Here is a 20,705-nt window from a genome sequence, read left to right on the forward strand (position 1 = left end):
CGCACGCGCCTTTACACGGATGCTCGAAACCTAGTGACATGGATCACAAGGAGGAGTAGAACGGTCCCTGAGGGGTTTGTGATTCAGATCACAAGCTCACAAACTCAGGAGGCAGGCTATGCATCCCTACGTGCCGATCCTGGTGCTGGTGGCACTGGCGACCGCCTTTGCCGTGGGCTCGGTGATCATGAGCTCGATGGTCGGGCCGCGGCGGGCGAACCGGGCGAAGCTCGACGCCTACGAGTGCGGCATCGACCCGACACCGCAGCCACTCGGCGGCGGCCGCTTCCCGGTGAAGTACTACGTCATCGCGATGCTCTTCATCCTCTTCGACGTCGAGATCATCTTCCTGATCCCGTGGGCCGTGCACTTCGACGCGATGGGGATGTTCGGACTTGTCGAGATGCTTCTCTTCGTCGGCACCGTCTTCGTCGCCTACGCCTATGCCTGGCGTCGCGGCGGCCTGGAGTGGGACTGACACCATGGGTCTCGAGGAGAAGCTTCCGTCCGGCGTCCTGCTGACCACCGTCGAGGGCCTTGCGGGCTACATGCGCAAGGCCTCCTTCTGGCCTGCCACGTTCGGCCTGGCCTGTTGCGCGATCGAGATGATGACGTCGGGCGGCCCGAAGTACGACCTCGCCCGCTTCGGCATGGAGGTCTTCCGCGCCAGCCCGCGGCAGGCGGATCTGATGATCGTCGCCGGCCGGGTCTCGCAGAAGATGGCACCGGTCCTGCGCCAGATCTACGACCAGATGCCGGAGCCCAAGTGGGTGCTGGCGATGGGCGTCTGCGCCTCGTCGGGCGGGATGTTCAACAACTACGCCATCGTGCAGGGGGTCGACCACGTCGTACCCGTCGACATGTACCTCCCCGGCTGCCCGCCCCGCCCCGAGATGCTGATCGACGCCATTCTCAAGCTGCACGACAAGGTTCAGCACACGAAGCTCGGCGCCCACCGCACCGAGGAGATCGAGGAGCTCGAGACCCGGCAGCGGCGGATGCTGCCGTTGATCGAGGACCGGGGGCTGCTGCGATGACGACCTCCGCCGACCAGGGCACCACGAGCCTGGAGTCGCTGCCGACCGACATCACCACCCTGGAGGCGCTGCACGTACGTCGCGAGGACCTGCCTGCGATCGCGCGGGCACTGCGCGACACCTATGCCTTCGAGATGTGCCTCGGCGTGATGGGGGTGCACTACCTCGAGGACGTCGGTGCCGAGCTGCACGCGGTCTACCACCTGCTGTCGATCAGCCGGAACCACCGCATCCGCCTGGAAACGACCGCACCGGACTCCGACCCCCACATCCCAAGCCTGGTGGGCCTCTGGCCGACGCTGGACTGGCACGAGCGCGAGACCTGGGACATGTTCGGGATCATCTTCGACGGTCACCCGTCGCTCACGCGGATCCTCATGCCGGACGACTGGCCCGGCCATCCGCAGCGCAAGGACTACCCACTCGGCGGCATCGAGGTCGACTATCACGGCGCCACCATCCCGCCGCCCGACGAGCGGAGGCACGAGAGGTGACCACCACCGAAGATGAGGGCCGGGTCTTCACCGTCACCGGCCAGGACTGGAACGAGCTCGTCGACGCCCTCGATGACGGCGAAGAAGGAGCCACCGGGCGCCTTACTGTGAATATGGGCCCGCAGCATCCGTCGACCCACGGCGTGCTGCGGCTGATCCTCGAGCTCGAGGGCGAGACGGTCATGCAGGCGCGCTGCGGGATCGGCTACCTCCACACCGGCATCGAGAAGTCGATGGAGTTCCGCACCTGGACGCAGGGCGTCACGTTCTGCACGCGGATGGACTACCTCTCGCCGATCTTCAACGAGACGGCGTACTGCCTCTCCGTGGAGCGGCTGTTGGGCATCGAGGACGACATCCCGGAGCGCGCCTCGGTGATCCGGGTGATGATGATGGAGCTCAACCGGATCTCGTCGCACCTCGTGGCCATCGCGACGGGCGGCATGGAGATCGGCGCCCTGACGGTTATGACGATCGGCTTCCGGGAGCGGGAGCTGGTCCTCGACCTCTTCGAGCTGATCACGGGCCTGCGGATGAACCACGCCTACGTCCGGCCCGGCGGAGTCGCGCAGGACCTCCCCGCCGGAGCCCTCGACGAGGTCCGTGGCTTCGTGGAGCTGATGAAGAAGCGCCTTCCTGAGTACGCCGACCTCTGCAACGCCAACCCGATCTTCAGGTCCCGCCTCGTCGATGTCGGGGTGCTCAACCGCGAGGGCTGCCTCGCGCTCGGTATCACCGGCCCGGTGCTGCGCTCGACCGGCCTGCCGTGGGACCTGCGCAAGTCGCAGCCCTACTGCGGCTACGAGACCTACGACTTCGACGTGATGACCTGGCCCGGCACGGACGATGACCCGGAGGCCGGCGACTCCTACGGCCGCTTCCGGATCCGGCTCGCCGAGATGTGGGAGTCGCTGAAGATCGTGTCGCAGTGCGTCGACCGCCTCGCGGCGAGTGAGGGCGAGCCCGTCATGGTCGCCGACAAGAAGATCGCGTGGCCCGCGCAGTTGGCCATCGGCTCGGACGGCATGGGCAACTCGCTGGATCACATCCGCCACATCATGGAGGAGTCGATGGAGGCGTTGATCCACCACTTCAAGCTCGTCACCGAGGGCTTCCGCGTCCCGCCCGGCCAGGCGTACGTGCCGATCGAGGGCCCGCGCGGCGAGCTCGGCGCGCACGTGGTGTCGATGGGGGACACCCGTCCGTATCGCGTGCACTTCCGCGACCCCAGCTTCACCAACCTGCAGGCCACGAGCGTGATGAGCGAGGGCGGCCAGGTGGCCGACGTCATCGTCGCGATCGCGTCCATCGACCCCGTGATGGGAGGCGTCGACCGATGAGCGGAGCGAATGAGGTGCGGACCATTGAGGCGACGACGTACGACGAACTGCGCGCGATCACCGAGCGTTACCCCAGTCCGCGCAGCGGTCTGCTGCCGATGCTCCACCTCGTGCAGTCGGTCGAGGGCTGCGTGACGCCGGCCGGGATCGAGGCGTGCGCCGAGGTCCTCGGCATCACGCCGGCGGAGGTGACCGCCGTGGCGACCTTCTACTCGATGTACAAGCATGAGCCGGTCGGCGACTACCTCGTCGGTGTCTGCACCAACACGCTCTGCGCGGTCATGGGTGGCGACGCGATCTGGGAGCGGCTCAGCGCCATGCCTCCTGACGAGCGGATCACCTTGGAGCGCGTCGAGTGCAATGCTGCGTGCGACTACGCGCCGGTGGTCATGGTCAACTGGGAGTTCGTCGACAACCAGACGCCGGCCTCCGCCGAGCAGTTGGTGGACGATCTCCGCGCCGGGGTCCCGCGCTCGTCGACCCGCGGGCCGCAGCTCTGCACCTGGAAGCAGGCTGAGCGGGTGCTCGCCGGCTTCCCGGACGGGCTCGTCGATGCCGGTCCTGCTGCCGGGCCGGCCTCCCTGGCGGGCCTCGAGGTGACGGAATGAGCGCGCTGACCCCTGTCCTGACTGCCGACTGGGCGACCGAGCGGTCGTGGACGCTGCCGGTCTACGCGAGCCGGGGTGGCTATGCGGCGCTGGACAAGGCGTTCGCGATGCAGCCCGAGGACGTCGTCCAGCTGGTCAAGGACTCCGGCCTGCGCGGCCGTGGGGGAGCGGGCTTCCCGACGGGGATGAAGTGGGGCTTCCTACCGCAGCTCGACCCGGACAACCCCAAGCCGCGCTATCTCGTGGTCAACGCCGACGAGTCCGAGCCGGGCACCTGCAAGGACATCCCGATGATGATGGCGACGCCGCACACGCTCGTCGAGGGCGTCATCCTGTCGTCGTACGCCATCCGTGCCAACCACGCCTTCATCTACGTCCGCGGTGAGGTGCTCCACGTCATCCGCCGGCTCCAGGCCGCCGTGCAGGAGGCGTACACCGCCGGCCACCTCGGTCACGACATCCACGGCTCCGGCTACGACCTGGACCTGGTGGTCCACGCCGGTGCGGGCGCCTACATCTGCGGTGAGGAGACGGCGCTGCTCGACTCGCTCGAGGGTTTCCGTGGCCAGCCGCGCCTGCGGCCGCCGTTCCCCGCGGTGGCCGGCCTCTACGCCAGCCCGACCGTGATCAACAACGCCGAGTCGATCGCGTCGGTGCCCGGCATCGTGCGCAACGGCGCGGCGTGGTTCACCTCGATGGGCACCGAGAAGTCAGCAGGGCATGGGATCTTCTCGCTCTCCGGGCACGTCACGCGACCGGGGCAGTACGAGGCAGGGCTGGGCATCACCCTGCGCGAGCTGCTCGAGTACGCCGGTGGCGTGCGTGCGGGCCACGAGCTGAAGTTCTGGACTCCGGGGGGTTCCTCGACGCCGATCTTCACCGCCGAGCACCTCGACGTACCCCTCGACTTCGAGTCCGTCGGCGCGGCCGGGTCGATGCTCGGCACGCGAGCGCTGCAGATCTTCGACGAGACCACGTGCGTCGTGCGGGCGGTGCTGCGCTGGAGCGAGTTCTACAAGCACGAGTCGTGCGGCAAGTGCACGCCCTGTCGCGAGGGCACCTACTGGCTCGTCCAGGTGCTCGCCCGCCTCGAGCGGGGTGAGGGCAGCGAGGCCGACCTCGAGTTGCTCCTCGACCAGTGCGACAACATCGCCGGTCGTTCCTTCTGCGCACTCGGCGACGGCGCGACGAGTCCGGTGGTCAGCTCGATCACGTACTTCCGCCAGGAGTACATCGACCACTTCACCCACGGCGGCTGTCCCTTCGACCCGGTGGCTTCCACCCTGTTCGCGAGCGAAGCGAGCGGACGATCCAACACAGAGCTCGGGAGCCTGGCATGACGACCGCACCCGTCACCACTGTCACCCTCACCATCGACGGCCGCCAGGTCACCGTGCCCGAGGGCACGCTCCTGATCCGTGCGGCCGAGCAGCTCGGCATCGAGATCCCGCGCTTCTGCGACCACGCGCTGCTCGCCCCTGCGGGCGCATGCCGGCAGTGCCTGGTCAACATCAGCGATGCTGGCAACGGCCGCGGCTTCCCCAAGCCGCAGGCGTCGTGCACCATCCCGGTCGCCGACGGCATGGTCGTCGAGACGGTCGACCCGGTCTCGACCAAGGCGCGGGCCGGCGTCATGGAGTTCCTGCTGATCAACCACCCGCTCGACTGCCCGGTGTGCGACAAGGGCGGCGAGTGCCCGCTGCAGAACCAGGCGATGTCCGCGGGCGGCGTCGAGTCCCGCTTCGCCGTCAGCGGAGGGGTGAAGCGGACCTACCCGAAGCCGATCCCGCTCTCGCCCAACATCCTGCTCGACCGGGAGCGGTGCGTGCTCTGCCAGCGTTGCACCCGCTTCGCCGAGGAGATCCCCGGCGATCCCGGCATCGCGCTGGTCGAGCGCGGCGCACGACAGCAGATCGGCATCGCCGACGGTGTCCCGTTCTCGTCGTACTTCTCCGGAAACGTCATCCAGATCTGCCCGGTCGGAGCACTGACGTCGACGGAGTACCGCTTCCGGGGCCGTCCCTTCGACCTCGTCTCGATCCACGGTGTCGGCGAGCACGACGCGTGCGGTGCGGCGATCCGGACGGACGTACGTCGCGGCAAGGTGCTGCGTCGCCAAGCCGACGAGGACACGTTAGTCAACGAGGAGTGGATCTCCGACAAGGACCGCTTCGCCTTCCGCTACCTCGACGACCGGATCACGACTCCGCTGGTCCGCGACGCCCACACCGGTGAGCTGCGCGAGGCTGCGTGGACCGAGGCGTTCGCCCTTGCGGCGCAGGGTCTTTCCGGTCGTACGGCAGGCCTCCTGCCCGGCGGGCGGCTGACCCTCGAAGACGCCCGGGCCTGGGCCGACTTCGCCCGCACGCTCGGCGCCGACGTCGACTTCCGCTCGCGTCCTGTCTCCGACGAGGAGACGTCCTTCCTGCGCGAGCACGTCGTCGGCCGCGGCCTCGAGGTGACCTACAACGACCTCACGACGGCTCCTGTCGTCGTACTCGCCGGCCTGGAGCCCGAGGACGAGGCCGGCACCATCTTCCTCTGGCTCCGCAAGGCCGTGACCCTCGGTCACACCAAGGTGATCACGATCGCGCCGTTCACCTCGCCCGGATCGGCGAAGCTCCAGGCCGAGCTCATCCGCACCAAGCCGGGGGACGAGGCCGCAGCCCTTGCAGCGCTGGAGATTCCAGACGGAGCGATCGTGCTCGCCGGCGAGCGCCTGGCGCAGTCGCCTGGCGCGCTCACTGCTCTCACTGCTCTCACCCAAACGGCGCGCTGGGCGTGGGTGCCCCGCCGAGCAGGCGACCGAGGAGCGGTGGAGGCCGGACTGCTCCCGGCCGACGGTGGCCGCAACACCGACGCAATCCTCGCCGCCGCAGCCAGTGGCGAAATCGAGGCCCTCATCGTCGGGGGAGTCCAGCTCCGCGACCTCGCCGATCCTGCCGTGGCAAGGGCCTCGATCGAGAAGGCGGGCTTTGTGATCAGCCTCGAGCAGCGCCTCTCGGAGGTCTCAGAGTTGGCCGACGTGGTCTTCCCTGTTGCTCCAGTGACGGAGAAGAGCGGCACGTTCCTCAACTGGGAGGGCCGCGCGCGAAGCTTCGACGCAGCGTTGAACACCCACGCCCTGTCAGATGCCAGAGTCCTAGACGGGATCGCCCACGAGTTGGGTGTCGGGAGCGAGGATCCCGCCCGCCCCCGGGTTGGCACGTCTGCAGGGCCGGCGTCCGCCGGCGCTGCAGACGTGGGCAGGCATGGATTTCCGGGGGCGGGCGGCGTCCTCGCGGACGAGGTCCAAGCCCGCGGGAGATTCCACCTCGCCACGTGGAAGTTGATGCTCGACAACGGCATCATGCAGCGCGGCGACAAGGACCTTGCAGCGACGGCACGTTCTGCTGTCGCACGGCTGAGCGCCGCATCGGCGGCACGGCTCGGCGCCAGCGTGACGATCACGGGTGACCGAGGAGCGATCACGCTGCCTGCCGAGGTCGCCGACCTGGACGACGACGTGGTCTGGGTGCCGGCCAATTCGTTCGGCAACGGCGTCCTGGCAGATCTGGCCAGCCCCGGCAGCACCGTGGAGGTCACGGCATGAGCACGACGTTCGGCACGGACCCCTGGTGGCTCATCGCGATCAAGGTGGTCGCGATCTTCGCGATCCTGGTCGTCCTCACCCTCTTCAACATCTGGGCCGAGCGCCGAGTGGTGGCGCGGATGCAGCACCGCATCGGGCCCAACGTGCACGGGCCGTTCGGTCTGCTGCAGAGCCTCGCCGATGGCGTGAAGCTCGCGCTGAAGGAGGACATCATCCCGGCGGCGGCCGACAGGGTCGTCTACATCCTCGCGCCGGTCCTGGTGGCGGTTCCCGCCTTCGTCACGTTCTCGGTGATCCCCTTCGGTCCGGAGACGACGCTCTTCGGCCACCGCACCGCCCTGCAGCTCACCGATCTGCCGATGGCAGTCCTCTTCGTGATGGCGATCGCGTCCATCGGCATCTATGGCATCGTCCTGGGCGGCTGGGCCAGCGGGTCGACGTACTCCCTCCTCGGGGGCCTGCGAAGCAGCGCCCAGATGATCTCGTACGAGGTCTCGATGGGGCTGAGCCTGATCGCCGTCTTCCTCTACGCCGGGAGCCTCTCGACCAGCGAGATCGTCTCGGCGCAGGAGAAGGTGTGGTTCGGGCTGCTCCTGCTGCCGAGCTTCCTGATCTATGCGACCTCGATGGTCGGCGAGACCAACCGTGCGCCGTTCGACCTGCCCGAGGCCGAAGGCGAGCTCGTCGGCGGGTTCCACACGGAGTACAGCAGCCTGAAGTTCGCGCTCTTCTTCCTCGCCGAGTACATCAACATGGCGACGGTCAGCGCGCTCGCGACCACGCTCTTCCTCGGCGGTTGGCGGGCACCGTTCTGGATCGACCAGCTGTGGAGCGGCTTCAACCACGGAGCCTTCCCGGTTGTCTGGTTCTTCGCCAAGGTGATGGCCTTCATCTTCGTCTTCATCTGGCTGCGAGGCTCGCTGCCGCGACTGCGCTACGACCAGTTCATGGCACTGGGCTGGAAGATCCTCATCCCCGTCAGCCTCGTCTGGGTGCTCGTCGTGGCCGCCGTCCGCGTGATCAGCGACGACGCCGACATCAACGCCAAGCTCGTCGTCTGCCTCGCCGGACTCGCGCTCACCGCCGTCTTCTTCGGCGTCGTGCGGGCGCGCACCGGCCCGCTCGGACCGCAGTTCGCGGGCTTCTGGGTCACCTTCCGGACGATGTTCAAGAAACCGGTGACCGAGCAGTACCCCTTCGTCAAGGAGCCGACCGCGCCGCGCTTCCACGGCCGGCACCAGCTCAACCGCTACGAGGACGGACCGCACGCCGGGCTGGAGAAGTGTGTGGGTTGCGAGCTCTGCGCGTGGGCCTGCCCGGCCGATGCGATCTACGTCGAGGGCGCGCAGAACACCGACGGACCGGAGGGCGAGCGCTACAGCCCCGGCGAGCGCTACGGCCGCGTCTACCAGATCAACTATCTGCGCTGCATCCTCTGCGGACTCTGCATCGAGGCCTGCCCGACGCGGGCCCTCACGATGACCAACGAGTACGAGCTCGCCGACGACAACCGGCGCGACCTGATCTACGAGAAGTCCGACCTCCTGGTCGCGCCCTTCTCGCTGACGGACGTGCCGCGATGAGCGACGCAGCCTTCTGGATCCTCGCCCCCGTCATGGTCGTGGCAGCGCTCGGCATCCTCGTCGTCCGCAAGCCGGTCCACGCCGCTCTCCTCCTGGCGGTGGTGATGATCAGCCTCGCGGTGCAGTACGCCGCCCTCGATGCGCCGTTCCTCTTCGCCGTCCAGATCGTCGTCTACACCGGTGCGATCCTGATGCTCTTCCTCTTCGTCCTCATGCTCGTCGGTGCGGACGCCGTCGACACGGTGAAGGAGACGATCAAGGGTCAGCGGCTGTCGGCGATCGTGGTCTCCGTCGCCCTCGGCGCCACGCTGATCACTGCTGTCACCCAAGGTGTCGCCAGCCTCGACACCGGTCTCGCGGATGCCAACCAGGGCGGCAACATCAACGCGATCGCCGACCTGATCTTCTCCCGCTACGTGCTCGCCTTCGAGGTCACGAGTGCCCTGCTGATCACTGCCGCCATCGGCGCGATGGTCCTCGCCCATCAGGAGCGACTGACCCCACGACGTACGCAGGCGGAGCTGGCCGCCCAGCGGGTCAAGGACTGGAAGGAGCGCGGCCTCCACCTCGGGCCGGCCGCCGCACCCGGGACGCTCGCGACCAGCAACTCCGTCGAGACGCCCGCGCTGCTCCCGGACGGCTCCCACCTGGAGACGGGCAAGCCCCTGAAGGAGGTGCGCTCATGAGCCAGTACGTCGTCCTCTCCACGATCCTCTTCGGCATCGGTGCCCTCGGCGTGCTGATCAGGCGTGACGCCATCGTGGTCTTCATGTGCATCGAGCTGATGCTCAACGCCTCGAACCTTGCGCTCGTCGCGTTCAGCCACCAGCACGGCACGCTCGACGGGCAGGTGATGGCCTTCTTCGTGATGGTCGTCGCGGCTGCCGAGGTCGTCATCGGCCTGGCGATCATCATGACCATCAACCGCACGCGCCGGACCATCTCGGTCGACGCCCCGAGCCTGCTCAAGGGCTGAGGGGAGCACGCCATGGAGAACCTGCTCTGGCTGATCATCGCCCTGCCCGCGCTCGGCGCGGCGCTCCTCCTGATCGGCGGACACCTCACCGACCGCTGGGGTCCGCTGCTCGCCACCCTCCTGCCGGCGGGCTCCTTCGGGCTCTCCGTCGCCCTCCTCGTCGAGGCGCTCGGCAGGGGCGACGATGACCGCACCTTCACCCAGCATCTCTGGACCTGGATCGACACCGGTCACCTGAGGATCGGCGCCGACCTGGCCGCCGACCAGCTCACGATCCTCTTCCTCCTGCTGATCACCGGCGTGGGGACGCTCATCCACGTCTACTCACTCGGCTACATGGCCCACGACGACCGGAAGCGGCGCTTCTTCGCCTATCTCAACCTCTTCGTCGCGGCGATGCTCACACTCGTCCTCGCGGCCAACTACCTCGTGCTCTTCCTCGGCTGGGAGGGCGTCGGCCTGGCGTCGTACCTCCTGATCGGCTTCTGGCAGCACAAGGTCTCGGCCGCCCGCGCCGCCAAGAAGGCCTTCGTCGTCAACCGCATCGGCGACCTCGGTCTCGCCGCCGCGGTCGCGTTGCTGCTGAAGTGGCAGGGCACGATCGACCTCCACGCCCTGAGCAGCAAGACCTTCAGCGAGCACGACGCGACCGTTCTTGGCCTCCTGCTCCTGCTCGGTGCGTGCGGCAAGTCGGCCCAGGTCCCGCTGCACACCTGGTTGCTTGACGCCATGGAGGGCCCCACCCCCGTCAGTGCGCTGATCCACGCCGCCACGATGGTGACGGCTGGCGTCTACCTCATCGTCCGCAGCCACGGGATCTTCGACTCCGCCCCAGGAGCGCAGACCGCCGTCTGCGTCGTTGCGATCGTCAGCGTTCTATGGGGAGCGATCATCGGAACGGCCAAGGACGACATCAAGAAGGCGCTCGCCGGCTCCACGATGAGCCAGATCGGCTACATGATGCTCGGCGCCGGCCTCGGCCCGGCCGGCTACGCCTTCGCGATCTTCCACCTGCTGATGCACGGTTTCTTCAAGGCCACGATGTTCCTCGGCGCGGGCTCGGTCATGCACGCGATGGACGACGACGTCGACATGCGGCACTACGGCGCGCTCCGAGCCGCCATGCCGGTCACCTTCGGCACCTTCGCGATGGGCTACCTCGCGATCATCGGATTCCCGGGCTTCTCGGGCTTCTGGAGCAAGGACAAGCTGATCGAGGCCGCCTTCCACGAGCGCCCGCTCTTCGGCGTCCTCGCCCTCCTCGGCGCCGGCCTCACCGGCTTCTACATGACCCGCATCATGCTGATGACCTTCGTCGGCAAGAAGCGCTGGCCGCGCAAGGTGCACCCGCACGAGGCGCCACCATCGATGACGATCCCGCTCTACGTCCTCGCCGCACTCTCGATCGGCGGTGGCACGCTGCTGGCCGGAGGCTGGATCACCGAGTGGCTCACCCCGGTGGTCGGCAAGGAGCCCGAGAATCACGGCGGCATGCCCGCCTGGCTCGTCTCGGTCCTCACCGTCGCGGTGGTCGCCTGTGGCGTGGCCCTCGCCTGGAGGTACGTCGGCCAGAAGCCCGTCCCGAAGACGGCTCCGCGTGCGTCGTGGCCCATCGTCGCCGCGCGCCACGAGCTCTACGGTGATGCGATCGCCGATGCGGTCGTGACCAAGCCCGTCGGCCTCCTGGCCCGCGGCAGTGTCGTCGCCGACCGGACTGTCGTCGGCGGGATCTTCACCGGCGCAAGCCTCGGAGTCGAGACTTTCGCCACCGTGCTCAGGTACGCCCAGAGCGGCTATGTCCGCTCCTACGCCGCCGGAGTCGTCGGCGGCAGCTTCCTCCTCGTGATCGCGATGCTGGCGGTGAACTGGTCATGACGCTCACCCTTCTCATCCTGCTGCCGCTCGTCGGCGCCTTCGCCACGGCACTCACGCCGTCCGGCGGCACACTCCCGCAGCGAGTCGCGGCGGCCTTCTCCCTTGCCACACTGGCGTTCACGATCGGCGTCGCCGTCCAGTTCCACCCCCACGACGGCGGCCAGTTCACCGAGGACGCGGAGTGGATCAAGCCGCTCGGCGCGCACTACGCGCTCAGCCTCGACGGGCTCGGACTGCTGCTGGTGCTGCTGACCACCGTCATCACGCCGATCGCGATCGCGGCGTCCTGGCGCGACACCAGCCGGGCGGCGTACTTCTCCTGGGCGCTGGCCCTCGAGGGACTCGCCCTCACGGTCTTCCTCGCCGACGACCTGCTGCTCTTCTACATCGCCTTCGAGGCCACGCTCATCCCCGCCTACTTCCTCATCGGCGGCTGGGGCAGGAGCGCGAGAGCCCAAGCAGCGTTGAAGTTCCTGCTCTTCCAACTCGGCGGAGGACTCGTCCTCCTCGCCGGTGTGATCGGCCTGTGGGTGATCAGCGCCGACCAGAGCGGCGGACCGTCCCTGCTGCTCGGTGACCTACGGCAGCTGGACGTCGGCACCACCGCGGGCCGGTGGATCTTCGTCGCCTTCTTCGCGGCCTTCGCGGTCAAGGCGCCGCTCTTCCCGGTGCACACCTGGTTGGCCGACACGACCGAGCAGGCGACGCCGTCCACGAGCGTGCTGCTGGTCTGCATCCTCGACAAGATCGGCACCTTCGGGATGCTCCGCTTCTGCCTCGGCCTGCTGCCCGAGGCGAGCCGCTGGGCCACCCCGGTCGTGGTCGCGCTCGCGCTGATCTCGATCATCTACGGCGCCCTGCTGGCGATCGGACAGGACGATCTGCTGCGCCTGATCGGTCTCACCTCCCTCTCGCACTTCGGCTTCATCACGCTCGGTATCTTCGTGATCAGCCAGGACGGCGGTTCGGCGGCGATCCTCTACATGGTCAACCACGGGCTCTCCACCGGCGCGCTGCTCTTCGCGGCCGGTTTCCTGCTCAAGCGGCACGGCACGGTCTCGATCCGCGAGCTGGCCGGTCTCGAGCGTCAGACCCCAGTGCTGGCTGGGCTCTTCCTCGTCGCGGGCCTCGCCGCGCTCGGCCTCCCCGGGCTCGCGCAGTTCGTCTCCGAGGTGATGGTGATCGTCAGCGCCTTCGCCTGGCACTGGTACGTCGGCGCCCTCGCACTGCCCGCCATCGTGCTCGCCGCCGTCTACATCCTGTGGGCCTACCAGCGGATCTTCACCGGTCCGCCACGGGAGCCCGAGGCTGCCGAGACGCGCCACGTGAGCCAGAGCCCCTACCGCGACCTCACCAAGCGCGAGGTCGCCGTGATGGCCCCGCTGTTGGGGGCACTCGTCCTCTTCGGCTTCGTGCCCGGCCCGCTCTTCCACGTCGCCAACCCGACCGTGACGACGATCCTCCAGGCAGGGGAAGGCCGATGAACACGTTCACGCAGCCCGACCTCGGCTATGCCCAGCTCTGGCCCCTTCTCGTCGTCTTCGGCGCCGCCTGCGCCGGGGTCGTGGTCGAGGCGTTCGTGGCGCGAGCCCAGCGCTACGTGCTCCAGGTCAGCCTCGCCGGTGCCGCGGTCATCGTGGCGCTGGTCGGCACGATCGTCGTGGCGGCGGACCTGCCACGGGTCGGCCGCAGCAGTCACGGCCTCATCACCTCTGCCGGGGCGCTGGTCATCGACGGCCCGGCGATCTACCTCCAGGCCCTCGTCCTCGTCTGTGCCCTCGGCGGCGTACTCCTCTTCGCCGAGCGCCGCATCGGTGGCGGAGTGACTGCCTTCGCCGGCCAGGCCGCAGCGCTCCCGGGCAGCTCGGCCGAGAGGCGGGCGGCCGACCTCGAGCACACCGAGGTCTTCCCGCTCCTCCTCTTCGCCGTCGGCGGCATGATGCTGTTCCCGGCCGCCAACGACCTGCTCCTCCTCTTCGTCGCCCTTGAGGTGCTGAGCCTTCCGCTCTACCTCCTCGCCGGCCTCGCCCGCCGACGTCGCCTCCTCTCCCAGGAGGCGGCGCTCAAGTACTTCCTCCTCGGCGCGTTCTCCTCGGCCTTCTTCCTGTACGGCGCCGCCCTGGTCTACGGCGCCACCGGGGCGATCCGCTTCGCCGACATCGAGCGGACCGCCGCGAAGAGCAGTGACCACACCCTGCTCGTCGCCGGCATCGCGCTCATGGCCGTCGGCCTGCTCTTCAAGGTCGGTGCCGTTCCCTTCCAGGCATGGACGCCCGATGTCTACCAGGGGGCGCCCACCCCGCTTGTCGCCTTCATGGCGGCCGGCACCAAGATCGCGGCGTTCGGTGCGCTGCTGCGCCTCTTCTACGTCGCCTTCGGCGCGCAGCTCGACGAATGGCGCCCCCTGCTCTGGGCCGTCGCCATCGCCACCATGCTGGTCGGCGCGGTCGTCGCCCTCGTGCAGACCGACGTCAAGCGCATGCTCGGCTACTCCGCCGTCGCCCACTCGGGTTTTGTCCTGACCGGAATGATCGGCCTGCAGGGTCACGCAGGACATGACAGCGGCGTGCTGAGCAGTACCGGCGCGGTCCTCTTCTACCTGACGGCGTACGCCGCCGCGGTCCTCGGCTCCTTCGCCCTTGCCGGCCTCGTCCGCGATGCCGGGGGAGAGGCGACCGGATTCGCCGCCTGGACCGGCTTGGGCCGCCGCAGCCCGCTGCTCGGCGCCGTGATGACGCTCTTCATGCTCTCCCTGGCCGGGATCCCGCCCACCGCCGGCTTCATCGCGAAGTGGACGGTGATCGCTGCGGCCGCGGACGCCGAGGCGTGGCCCGTCGTCATCGTCGCGATCCTCGCCAGCCTGATCGCGATCGTCTCCTACGTCCGGATGCTGCTCGTCCTCTTCTTCCGCGACCCCGGCCCCACCACCGCGACGGTCGGCCGCGGGTCGCTCCTCACGAGCGGGGTCATCACCGTCTGCGCCGTCGCGACGGTCGTCCTCGGCGTACTTCCCGGGCCGCTGCTGGACCTCGTCGTGAAGACAGGTTCGTTCATCGGCTGACACCCCTGTGGGAGGATGCCTGACGTGAGCTCGTCCCTTGCGCTGCCCGTCTCCGATCCCGCGCTGGAGGCTCGCCTGAAGACCCGGCTCGCCCTGATCGAGAAGCAGCTCCAGGGCCACGTCCAGAGTCGCGCGCCGTTCATCACCGAGGCCGCCGCCCACCTGCTCGAGGCCGGCGGCAAGCGCTTCCGCCCGCTCCTCGTCCTGCTCGCGGCCGAATGCGGCGACCGGGCCGACAGCGACGACGTACTCACCGCCGCCTGCGTGGTCGAGCTGACCCACCTCGCCAGCCTCTACCACGACGACGTGATGGACGAGGCGGCCGTGCGCCGCGGCACCCCGAGCGCCAACGCCCGATGGGACAACCACGTCGCCATCCTCACCGGCGACTTCCTCTTCGCCCGCTCCTCGGAGCTCACGGCCGAGCTCGGTCCCGAGGCGGTCGGCATCCAGGCGAAGGCCTTCGCCCGCCTCGTCGAGGGCCAGATCATGGAGACGCGCGCCCCCGCCGACGGCGAGGACCCGGTCGCGCACCACCTCGACGTCATCGCCGGCAAGACCGGCATCCTGATCGCCACCTCCGCCCGGTACGGCGCCCTCTTCGGAGGCGCGGCCCCCGAGGTGATCGAGGCCCTCACGGCGTACGGCGACATCGTCGGTGCCGCCTTCCAGATCTCCGACGACATCCTCGATATCGCCTCCGAGGGCGACGTGTCCGGCAAGACGCCCGGCACCGACCTCAAGGAGGGCGTGCCGACGCTGCCCGTACTCCTCGCCCGTCGGGCCAACCGCCCGGAGGACGCGCGACTGCTCGAGCTGCTCGCCTCGGACCTCAACGCCAACGACGACGCCCTCGCGGAGACCCTCGCCCTCCTGCGCGCCAACCCGGCGATGGACGAGGCTCGGGCCTACGTGCTCAACGAGGCCGCCAAGGCCAAGGCCCACCTGGCAGTCGTGCCCGAGGGCCCGGTCCGCGAAGCGCTGGAAGCTTTTGCGGACCTCGTCGCCACCCGCACCGCGTGAACGAGCAGCGCACCGGCGTCCTCGCCGGGATCGCTGCCTATGTGATGTGGGGAGCGTTTCCCCTCTACTGGCCGCTGCTGCAGCCGGCGGGCGCGTTCGAGATCCTCGCCCACCGGATCATCTGGTCGCTGGTCGTCATGGGCGGCCTCGTCGTCGCCCTCGGCCGAGCGCGGCACGTCAAGCAGCTGGTCACCACGCCCCGGAGCCTCGCACTCCTGAGCACGGCGGCCGTCGCGGTGAGCATCAACTGGGCGACGTACATCTGGGGTGTCAACCACCACTACGTCGTCGAAACCAGCCTCGGCTACTTCATCAACCCGCTCGTCACGGTCCTGATGGGTGTGCTGATCCTCGGCGAGCGGATGCGGCCGCTGCAGTGGGTGGCGATCGGCATCGGCGCGGTGGCCGTGCTGGTGATCGCGGTCGACTACGGCCACCCGCCGTGGATCGCGCTCGTCCTCGCCTTCAGCTTCGGCAGCTACGGCCTGCTCAAGAAGAAGGCCAACGCCGGCGCCTTCGAGTCGCTCGCCGTGGAGACCTCCGTGATGACGCCGATCGCCCTGGCGTACGTCGTCTGGCTGACGTTCCAAGGGGACGGCCACTTCACGTCCGAGGGTCCGGGCCACACGGCCCTCTTCATCCTCTGCGGTGTCGTCACCGCCGTGCCGCTCATCTGTTTCGGCGCCGCGGCGACGCGCGTGCCGCTGGTGCTGCTCGGTCTGCTGCAGTACCTGGCGCCGCTCTTCCAGTTCGCGCTGGGGATCCTGCACTTCCACGAGGACATGTCGGCGGGGCGTTGGGTCGGCTTCGTCCTCGTCTGGTTGGCGCTGTGCGTCTTCACGGCCGATGGCCTGTGGACGCGGCGCCGCGCCCACAATGTGGCCAATTACGGCGAACTTACTTAATTGCACTAATCTGCTCGACTATGAACATCAAGTTGGGTGCGCTTCTTGTTGCCGGGGCCTTGGCCCTCACGGCCTGCGGCAGCGGGTCCTCGTCGTCCTCGGACACGACCACGATCAACGTCAACGGCTTCTCCATCCTGGAGCAGGCCAACCAGGCCGTCTTCAAGGACTTCCAGAAGACGGACGCCGGCAAGGATGTCGAGTTCAAGACGTCGTACGGCGCCAGCGGCGACCAGTCCCGCGGAGTGGAGTCGGGCAACAAGGCCGACGTCGTCCACTACTCGCTCGAGACCGACGTCACGCGCCTGGTGAAGGACGGCATCGTCGCCGAGGACTGGAACACCGGTCCCACCAAGGGCGTCCTCACGTCCAGCGTCGTCGTTCTGACGGTCCGCAAGGGCAACCCGCTGAACATCACGGGCTGGGACGACCTGATCAAGCCCGGCGTCAAGATCATCACGCCCAACCCCGGCTCCTCGGGCTCGGCCCGCTGGAACATCCTCGCCGCGTGGGCGCACATCGCCGGCAACGGCGGCACGGACGCCCAGGCCAAGGCGTTCGTGACGAAGCTCCTCGACAACACCATCGCGCTGCCCGGCTCGGGTCGTGAGGCGACCACCGCCTTCACCTCCGGCTCCGGCGACGTCCTCATCTCCTACGAGAACGAGGCGATCCTCGCCAAGGCCTCCGGCGCCGACGTCGACTACGTCATCCCGTCCGACACGCTCAAGATCGAGAACACGGGCGCCGTCACCAAGACCGCGCCCCAGGCAGCCAAGGACTTCCTCGCCTTCCAGACCAGCGCCGAGGGCCAGAAGGCCTACGCGCAGTCCGGCTTCCGCCCCGTGATCGACGGTGTGGACGTCGGTGAGGTGAAGGGCGCCAACGACCCGTCTGACCCGTTCCCTACGCCGGAGAAGCTCTTCACGATCGCCGACCCGATCTTCGGTGGCTGGAGCGTCGCGGCCGACAAGTTCTTCGGTGACGGCACCGAGGGCAAGCCGCTCGGCATCATCACCGCCATCCAGCAGGCCACCGGAAAGGGTGTCGACGACCAGTGAGCCAGAAACTCAGTGCCGGTGCGGGCCTGAGTCTCGGTGTCGCTGTCCTCTGGTTCAGCCTGCTCGTCCTCCTGCCGCTGGCGGCGATCATCGCCGCCGCAGCAGAGGGCGGGTGGAGCAACTACGCCGACGTCATCACCGAACCCCAGACCTGGTCCGCGGTCAGACTGACCGTGGAGCAGGCTGGGCTCGTCACCGTGGTCAACATCGTGATCGGCACGATCATCGCCTGGGTACTGGTCCGTGACCGGTTCTGGGGCAAGTCGATCCTCGGCGTCGTCATCGACGTCCCCTTCGCCCTGCCGACCGTCGTCGCAGGGCTCGTGCTGCTCTCGCTCTACGGGCCCGAATCGCCCGTCGGCGTGCATGCGGCCTTCACCCCGTCGGCGGTGACGCTCGCCTTCGCCTTCGTCACGCTGCCCTTCATCGTCCGCACCGTGCAGCCGGTGCTCGAGGAGCTCGACACCGACGTCGAGGAGGCCGCCGCCTCGCTCGGTGCCGGTCGTGGCGTCATCCTGCGGCGGATCATCCTGCCCTCGCTCGTGCCGGCCATTGCCGCCGGAGCTGCGCTCTCCTTCGCCCGCGCGATCTCCGAGTACGGCTCCCTCGTGCTGCTCAGCGGCAACAAGCCCTTCCACACCGAGGTCGTCTCGGTCCGGGTGCTGAGCTTCATCGAGAACGGCTCCAACGCCTCGGCGGCAGCCGTCGCGAGTCTGATGCTGGCGGTCGCGCTCGTCGTGATCATCGCCCTCGACGTCGTACAGCGAAGGGTGGCCCGCCGTGGTTAAGCTCCCGCGCTGGTGGAACTGGACCTTGCGGATCATCGCCATCGGGTACGTCATCATGCTGGTCGTCTGGCCCGTCGGAATGCTTGTGCGCGAGACGTTCTCCTCCGGCCTCGACGCGCTGCGTTCCGTCTTCGAGGACGAGAACGTGGTCAGCGCGCTGCAGCTCACGGCCTGGATCGCCGTGGTCGCCGTGCTGATCAACCTGGTCTTCGGTGTGACGATCTCGCTGCTGCTGGTCCGCTTCGACTTCCCCGGCAAGCGGGTGCTCTCCGCACTCGTCGACCTGCCGCTGTCGGTCTCGCCCGTCGTGGTCGGTCTCGCGCTGCTGCTGGTCTACAACAGCCGTTCAGGCTGGCTCGGTGAGCCCCTCGACGGTGCCGGCATCCGGCTGATGTTCTCCTCCCCGGCTTTGGTGATGGCGACCTGCTTCGTCGCGCTGCCGCTGGTGATCCGCGAGGTCGTGCCGGTCCTCACCGAGATCGGCGACGACCAGGAGCAGGCCGCGCGCTCGCTGGGCGCCTCCGGTCCGCAGACCTTCTGGCGGATCACCCTGCCGAGCATCAAGTGGGCCGTCGTCTACGGCGTCGTGCTCTCGCTGGCCCGGTCCGTCGGCGAGTTCGGCGCGGTCAAGGTGGTCTCCGGCAACATCACGGGTGACACCCAGACCGCCACGCTCGCGGTGGAAGCCAAGTACCAGGGCTTCGCCCAGCCGACGGCGTACGCCATCGCCTTCCTCCTCGTCCTCGTGTCGATCGCCTGTCTGGTGGTCGTCGCCTTCCTCCGGCCCCGCGCCGAGAAGGAGCACTGACACCCATGTCTATTGATGTCCGCAACGTCACCAAGCAGTACGGCGACTTCTACGCCCTCAACGACGTCTCCGTCTCCATCCCGACCGGGCAGCTGACCGCCCTGCTCGGCCCGTCGGGCGGCGGGAAGTCCACGCTCCTCCGCATCATCGCCGGCCTCGACAGCGCCGACTCCGGCTCGGTCTCGATCGAGGGCGTGGACGCCACGAAGCTGCCGCCGCAGAAGCGCAACGTCGGCTTCGTCTTCCAGCACTACGCCGTCTTCAAGCACATGTCGGTCGCGAAGAACGTCGCCTTCGGCCTTGAGATCCGCAAGCGCTCCAAGCCCGAGATCAAGCAGCGGGTGGGGGAGCTGCTCGAGCTCGTCCACCTCTCGCAGTTCGCCGATCGCCTGCCGGCCCAGCTCTCGGGCGGTCAGCGCCAGCGCATGGCGCTCGCCCGGGCCCTCGCCGTCGAGCCGAAGGTGCTCCTGCTCGACGAGCCCTTCGGTGCCCTGGATGCGAAGGTGCGCAAGGAGCTTCGCGACTGGCTGCGCCGGCTGCACGACGAGGTCCACGTGACGACGGTCTTCGTGACGCACGACCAGGAGGAGGCCCTCGAGGTCGCCGACGAGATCGTCGTGATCAACGACGGTCACGTGGAGCAGATCGGCTCGCCCGACTCGCTCTACGACGAGCCGGCCAACGACTTCGTGATGGGCTTCCTGGGCGACGTCACCCGCTTGGGCGGCTCGCTGCTGCGGCCGCACGACGTGGTCATCTCTCCCACGCCGTCCGGGGGTTACGAGGGCACGGTCACGCGGGTCCTGCGCGTCGGTTTCGAGGTCCGCGTCACCGTCCTCACCGTGGCCGGTGAGGAGGTGCTGGTCGAGCTCACCCGCACCCACGCGCGCTCACTCGGCGTGGTCGAGGGCGCGACGGTCTGGCTCTCGGCCGCTCCGGGCGCGACCACCGTCTGACCGCACCCGCCGAAAGGGTCACCGTGACCCTTGCCGCTGTGCGTGACCCTTGCGAAAGGTCACCGACAGCGCGAAGCATCACGGTGACCCTTTGGCTCAGTGCGGCTGCCAGGCCTCGTCGCTCGCGGTGCGCTTCGTGACCGCGCTGGGGAGCTTGCCCAGGGAGAGCTGCTCGATCGTGACGAACTCGAGCACCTCGCGCAGCGAGTCCCGGGCGGCGACCCAGACCTGCTGGAGGCCCTCGGCGCGGTCGTTGTAGGTGACCGACTCGGGCCGCAGGCCGTAGACCGACACCAGAGGTCCGTCGACCGCACGGATCACGTCAGCCACCGTCACGCCGCTCGCGGGACGGGCCAGGCGCCAGCCGCCGGAGGGACCGCGCTGGCTGATCACGATGTCGGCCTTCCGCAGGTCGGCCAGGATCGCCTGGAGGAAGCCGTGCGGGATCTCCTGAAGGCGGCCGAGCTCCTCCGCGCTCACCGCCTTGCCGTCCTCGCGCGCGACCATCTCGATGAGGGCACGCAGGGCATAGTCGGACTTCGCAGAGACACGCACAGAGTCAGTTTGTCAGATTGTCGACTGACTTCGTGCTCCACAG

At 68.5% G+C, this 20,705-nt stretch carries 18 protein-coding genes and 3 pseudogenes; 20 read left to right on the forward strand and 1 reads right to left on the reverse strand.

Annotation, left to right across the window (positions count from 1 at the left end):
* Window positions 1–118 precede the first annotated feature (118 nt).
* From LH076_RS00970 to LH076_RS01065, 20 genes and pseudogenes are all read left to right on the forward strand, one after another.
* Window positions 119–478, forward strand: coding sequence for an NADH-quinone oxidoreductase subunit A (locus LH076_RS00970; RefSeq protein WP_227782109.1), 360 nt, complete (start codon window positions 119–121; stop codon window positions 476–478).
* Between the two features lie 4 nt (window positions 479–482).
* Window positions 483–1,037, forward strand: coding sequence for a NuoB/complex I 20 kDa subunit family protein (locus tag LH076_RS00975; protein WP_227782110.1), 555 nt, complete (start codon window positions 483–485; stop codon window positions 1,035–1,037).
* 71 nt (window positions 1,038–1,108) lie between these two features.
* Window positions 1,109–1,531, forward strand: a pseudogene (locus LH076_RS00980) (NADH-quinone oxidoreductase subunit C); the annotation flags it as partial.
* Window positions 1,528–2,871 (forward strand): NADH-quinone oxidoreductase subunit D, encoded by a 1,344-nt coding sequence (locus LH076_RS00985; protein ID WP_227782111.1) that lies wholly within the window; start codon window positions 1,528–1,530, stop codon window positions 2,869–2,871. The pseudogene LH076_RS00980 and the gene LH076_RS00985, both read left to right, overlap by 4 nt.
* Entirely contained in the window at window positions 2,868–3,479 is a 612-nt protein-coding gene (gene nuoE, locus LH076_RS00990; RefSeq protein ID WP_227782112.1) for an NADH-quinone oxidoreductase subunit NuoE, read from the forward strand. Before LH076_RS00985 ends, nuoE begins: the two co-directional genes overlap by 4 nt.
* On the forward strand, window positions 3,476–4,819 hold the full coding sequence (nuoF, locus tag LH076_RS00995) for an NADH-quinone oxidoreductase subunit NuoF (RefSeq protein WP_227782113.1): 1,344 nt from the start codon (window positions 3,476–3,478) through the stop codon (window positions 4,817–4,819). The genes nuoE and nuoF overlap by 4 nt, the downstream gene beginning before the upstream one ends.
* Window positions 4,816–7,071, forward strand: coding sequence for an NADH-quinone oxidoreductase subunit NuoG (gene nuoG, locus LH076_RS01000; RefSeq protein ID WP_227782114.1), 2,256 nt, complete (start codon window positions 4,816–4,818; stop codon window positions 7,069–7,071). The genes nuoF and nuoG overlap by 4 nt, the downstream gene beginning before the upstream one ends.
* A pseudogene (nuoH, locus tag LH076_RS01005) lies at window positions 7,068–8,174 on the forward strand (NADH-quinone oxidoreductase subunit NuoH); the annotation flags it as partial. The gene nuoG and the pseudogene nuoH, both read left to right, overlap by 4 nt.
* Window positions 8,172–8,618: pseudogene (gene nuoI, locus LH076_RS01010) on the forward strand (NADH-quinone oxidoreductase subunit NuoI); the annotation flags it as partial. The pseudogenes nuoH and nuoI, both read left to right, overlap by 3 nt.
* 32 nt (window positions 8,619–8,650) lie before the next feature.
* On the forward strand, window positions 8,651–9,340 hold the full coding sequence (locus LH076_RS01015) for an NADH-quinone oxidoreductase subunit J (RefSeq protein ID WP_227782115.1): 690 nt from the start codon (window positions 8,651–8,653) through the stop codon (window positions 9,338–9,340).
* Complete coding sequence (gene nuoK, locus LH076_RS01020) at window positions 9,337–9,630, forward strand: NADH-quinone oxidoreductase subunit NuoK (RefSeq protein ID WP_227782116.1); 294 nt, start codon at window positions 9,337–9,339, stop codon at window positions 9,628–9,630. Before LH076_RS01015 ends, nuoK begins: the two co-directional genes overlap by 4 nt.
* A 12-nt stretch (window positions 9,631–9,642) precedes the next feature.
* Window positions 9,643–11,505 carry an NADH-quinone oxidoreductase subunit L gene (gene nuoL, locus LH076_RS01025; protein ID WP_227782117.1) on the forward strand — a complete coding sequence of 621 codons (1,863 nt, stop codon included), beginning with the start codon at window positions 9,643–9,645 and terminating at the stop codon, window positions 11,503–11,505.
* Window positions 11,502–12,989 (forward strand): NADH-quinone oxidoreductase subunit M, encoded by a 1,488-nt coding sequence (locus LH076_RS01030; RefSeq protein WP_227782118.1) that lies wholly within the window; start codon window positions 11,502–11,504, stop codon window positions 12,987–12,989. The genes nuoL and LH076_RS01030 overlap by 4 nt, the downstream gene beginning before the upstream one ends.
* Window positions 12,986–14,566 carry an NADH-quinone oxidoreductase subunit NuoN gene (nuoN, locus tag LH076_RS01035; RefSeq protein ID WP_227782119.1) on the forward strand — a complete coding sequence of 527 codons (1,581 nt, stop codon included), beginning with the start codon at window positions 12,986–12,988 and terminating at the stop codon, window positions 14,564–14,566. The genes LH076_RS01030 and nuoN overlap by 4 nt, the downstream gene beginning before the upstream one ends.
* Window positions 14,567–14,581: 15 nt before the next feature.
* Complete coding sequence (locus LH076_RS01040; RefSeq protein ID WP_227782120.1) at window positions 14,582–15,589, forward strand: polyprenyl synthetase family protein; 1,008 nt, start codon at window positions 14,582–14,584, stop codon at window positions 15,587–15,589.
* Window positions 15,586–16,494: an EamA family transporter RarD gene (gene rarD, locus LH076_RS01045; RefSeq protein WP_227782121.1), complete on the forward strand. Its 909-nt coding sequence runs from the start codon at window positions 15,586–15,588 to the stop codon at window positions 16,492–16,494. The genes LH076_RS01040 and rarD overlap by 4 nt, the downstream gene beginning before the upstream one ends.
* 20 nt (window positions 16,495–16,514) lie before the next feature.
* On the forward strand, window positions 16,515–17,555 hold the full coding sequence (locus tag LH076_RS01050) for a sulfate ABC transporter substrate-binding protein (protein WP_227782122.1): 1,041 nt from the start codon (window positions 16,515–16,517) through the stop codon (window positions 17,553–17,555).
* Window positions 17,552–18,343 (forward strand): sulfate ABC transporter permease subunit CysT, encoded by a 792-nt coding sequence (cysT, locus tag LH076_RS01055; protein WP_227782123.1) that lies wholly within the window; start codon window positions 17,552–17,554, stop codon window positions 18,341–18,343. Before LH076_RS01050 ends, cysT begins: the two co-directional genes overlap by 4 nt.
* Entirely contained in the window at window positions 18,336–19,151 is an 816-nt protein-coding gene (locus LH076_RS01060) for a sulfate ABC transporter permease (RefSeq protein WP_227782124.1), read from the forward strand. The genes cysT and LH076_RS01060 overlap by 8 nt, the downstream gene beginning before the upstream one ends.
* A gap of 5 nt (window positions 19,152–19,156) precedes the next feature.
* A complete protein-coding gene (locus LH076_RS01065; protein WP_227782125.1) occupies window positions 19,157–20,107 on the forward strand; it encodes a sulfate/molybdate ABC transporter ATP-binding protein in 951 nt (316 codons plus the stop codon).
* A 96-nt stretch (window positions 20,108–20,203) separates the two neighbouring features.
* Here the strand turns inward: LH076_RS01065 and LH076_RS01070 are convergent, their stop codons facing one another.
* Window positions 20,204–20,662 carry an RrF2 family transcriptional regulator gene (locus LH076_RS01070; protein WP_227782126.1) on the reverse strand — a complete coding sequence of 153 codons (459 nt, stop codon included), beginning with the start codon at window positions 20,660–20,662 and terminating at the stop codon, window positions 20,204–20,206.
* Window positions 20,663–20,705: the final 43 nt, after the last annotated feature.

This window comes from Nocardioides sp. Kera G14, assembly GCF_020715565.1.
In the GTDB taxonomy this organism is placed as follows: domain Bacteria; phylum Actinomycetota; class Actinomycetes; order Propionibacteriales; family Nocardioidaceae; genus Nocardioides.

Excerpts from the sequence above, each read along its gene's own strand:
- LH076_RS00970 (WP_227782109.1), top strand. The coding sequence starts at position 119 with ATGCATCCCTACGTGCCGATCCTGGTGCTGGTGGCACTGGCGACCGCC.
- LH076_RS00975 (WP_227782110.1), top strand. The coding sequence starts at position 483 with ATGGGTCTCGAGGAGAAGCTTCCGTCCGGCGTCCTGCTGACCACCGTC.
- nuoE (WP_227782112.1), top strand. The coding sequence starts at position 2,868 with ATGAGCGGAGCGAATGAGGTGCGGACCATTGAGGCGACGACGTACGAC.
- nuoF (WP_227782113.1), top strand. The coding sequence starts at position 3,476 with ATGAGCGCGCTGACCCCTGTCCTGACTGCCGACTGGGCGACCGAGCGG.
- nuoG (WP_227782114.1), top strand. The coding sequence starts at position 4,816 with ATGACGACCGCACCCGTCACCACTGTCACCCTCACCATCGACGGCCGC.
- LH076_RS01015 (WP_227782115.1), top strand. The coding sequence starts at position 8,651 with ATGAGCGACGCAGCCTTCTGGATCCTCGCCCCCGTCATGGTCGTGGCA.
- nuoK (WP_227782116.1), top strand. The coding sequence starts at position 9,337 with ATGAGCCAGTACGTCGTCCTCTCCACGATCCTCTTCGGCATCGGTGCC.
- nuoL (WP_227782117.1), top strand. The coding sequence starts at position 9,643 with ATGGAGAACCTGCTCTGGCTGATCATCGCCCTGCCCGCGCTCGGCGCG.
- LH076_RS01030 (WP_227782118.1), top strand. The coding sequence starts at position 11,502 with ATGACGCTCACCCTTCTCATCCTGCTGCCGCTCGTCGGCGCCTTCGCC.
- nuoN (WP_227782119.1), top strand. The coding sequence starts at position 12,986 with ATGAACACGTTCACGCAGCCCGACCTCGGCTATGCCCAGCTCTGGCCC.
- LH076_RS01040 (WP_227782120.1), top strand. The coding sequence starts at position 14,582 with ATGCCTGACGTGAGCTCGTCCCTTGCGCTGCCCGTCTCCGATCCCGCG.
- LH076_RS01050 (WP_227782122.1), top strand. The coding sequence starts at position 16,515 with ATGAACATCAAGTTGGGTGCGCTTCTTGTTGCCGGGGCCTTGGCCCTC.
- LH076_RS01065 (WP_227782125.1), top strand. The coding sequence starts at position 19,157 with ATGTCTATTGATGTCCGCAACGTCACCAAGCAGTACGGCGACTTCTAC.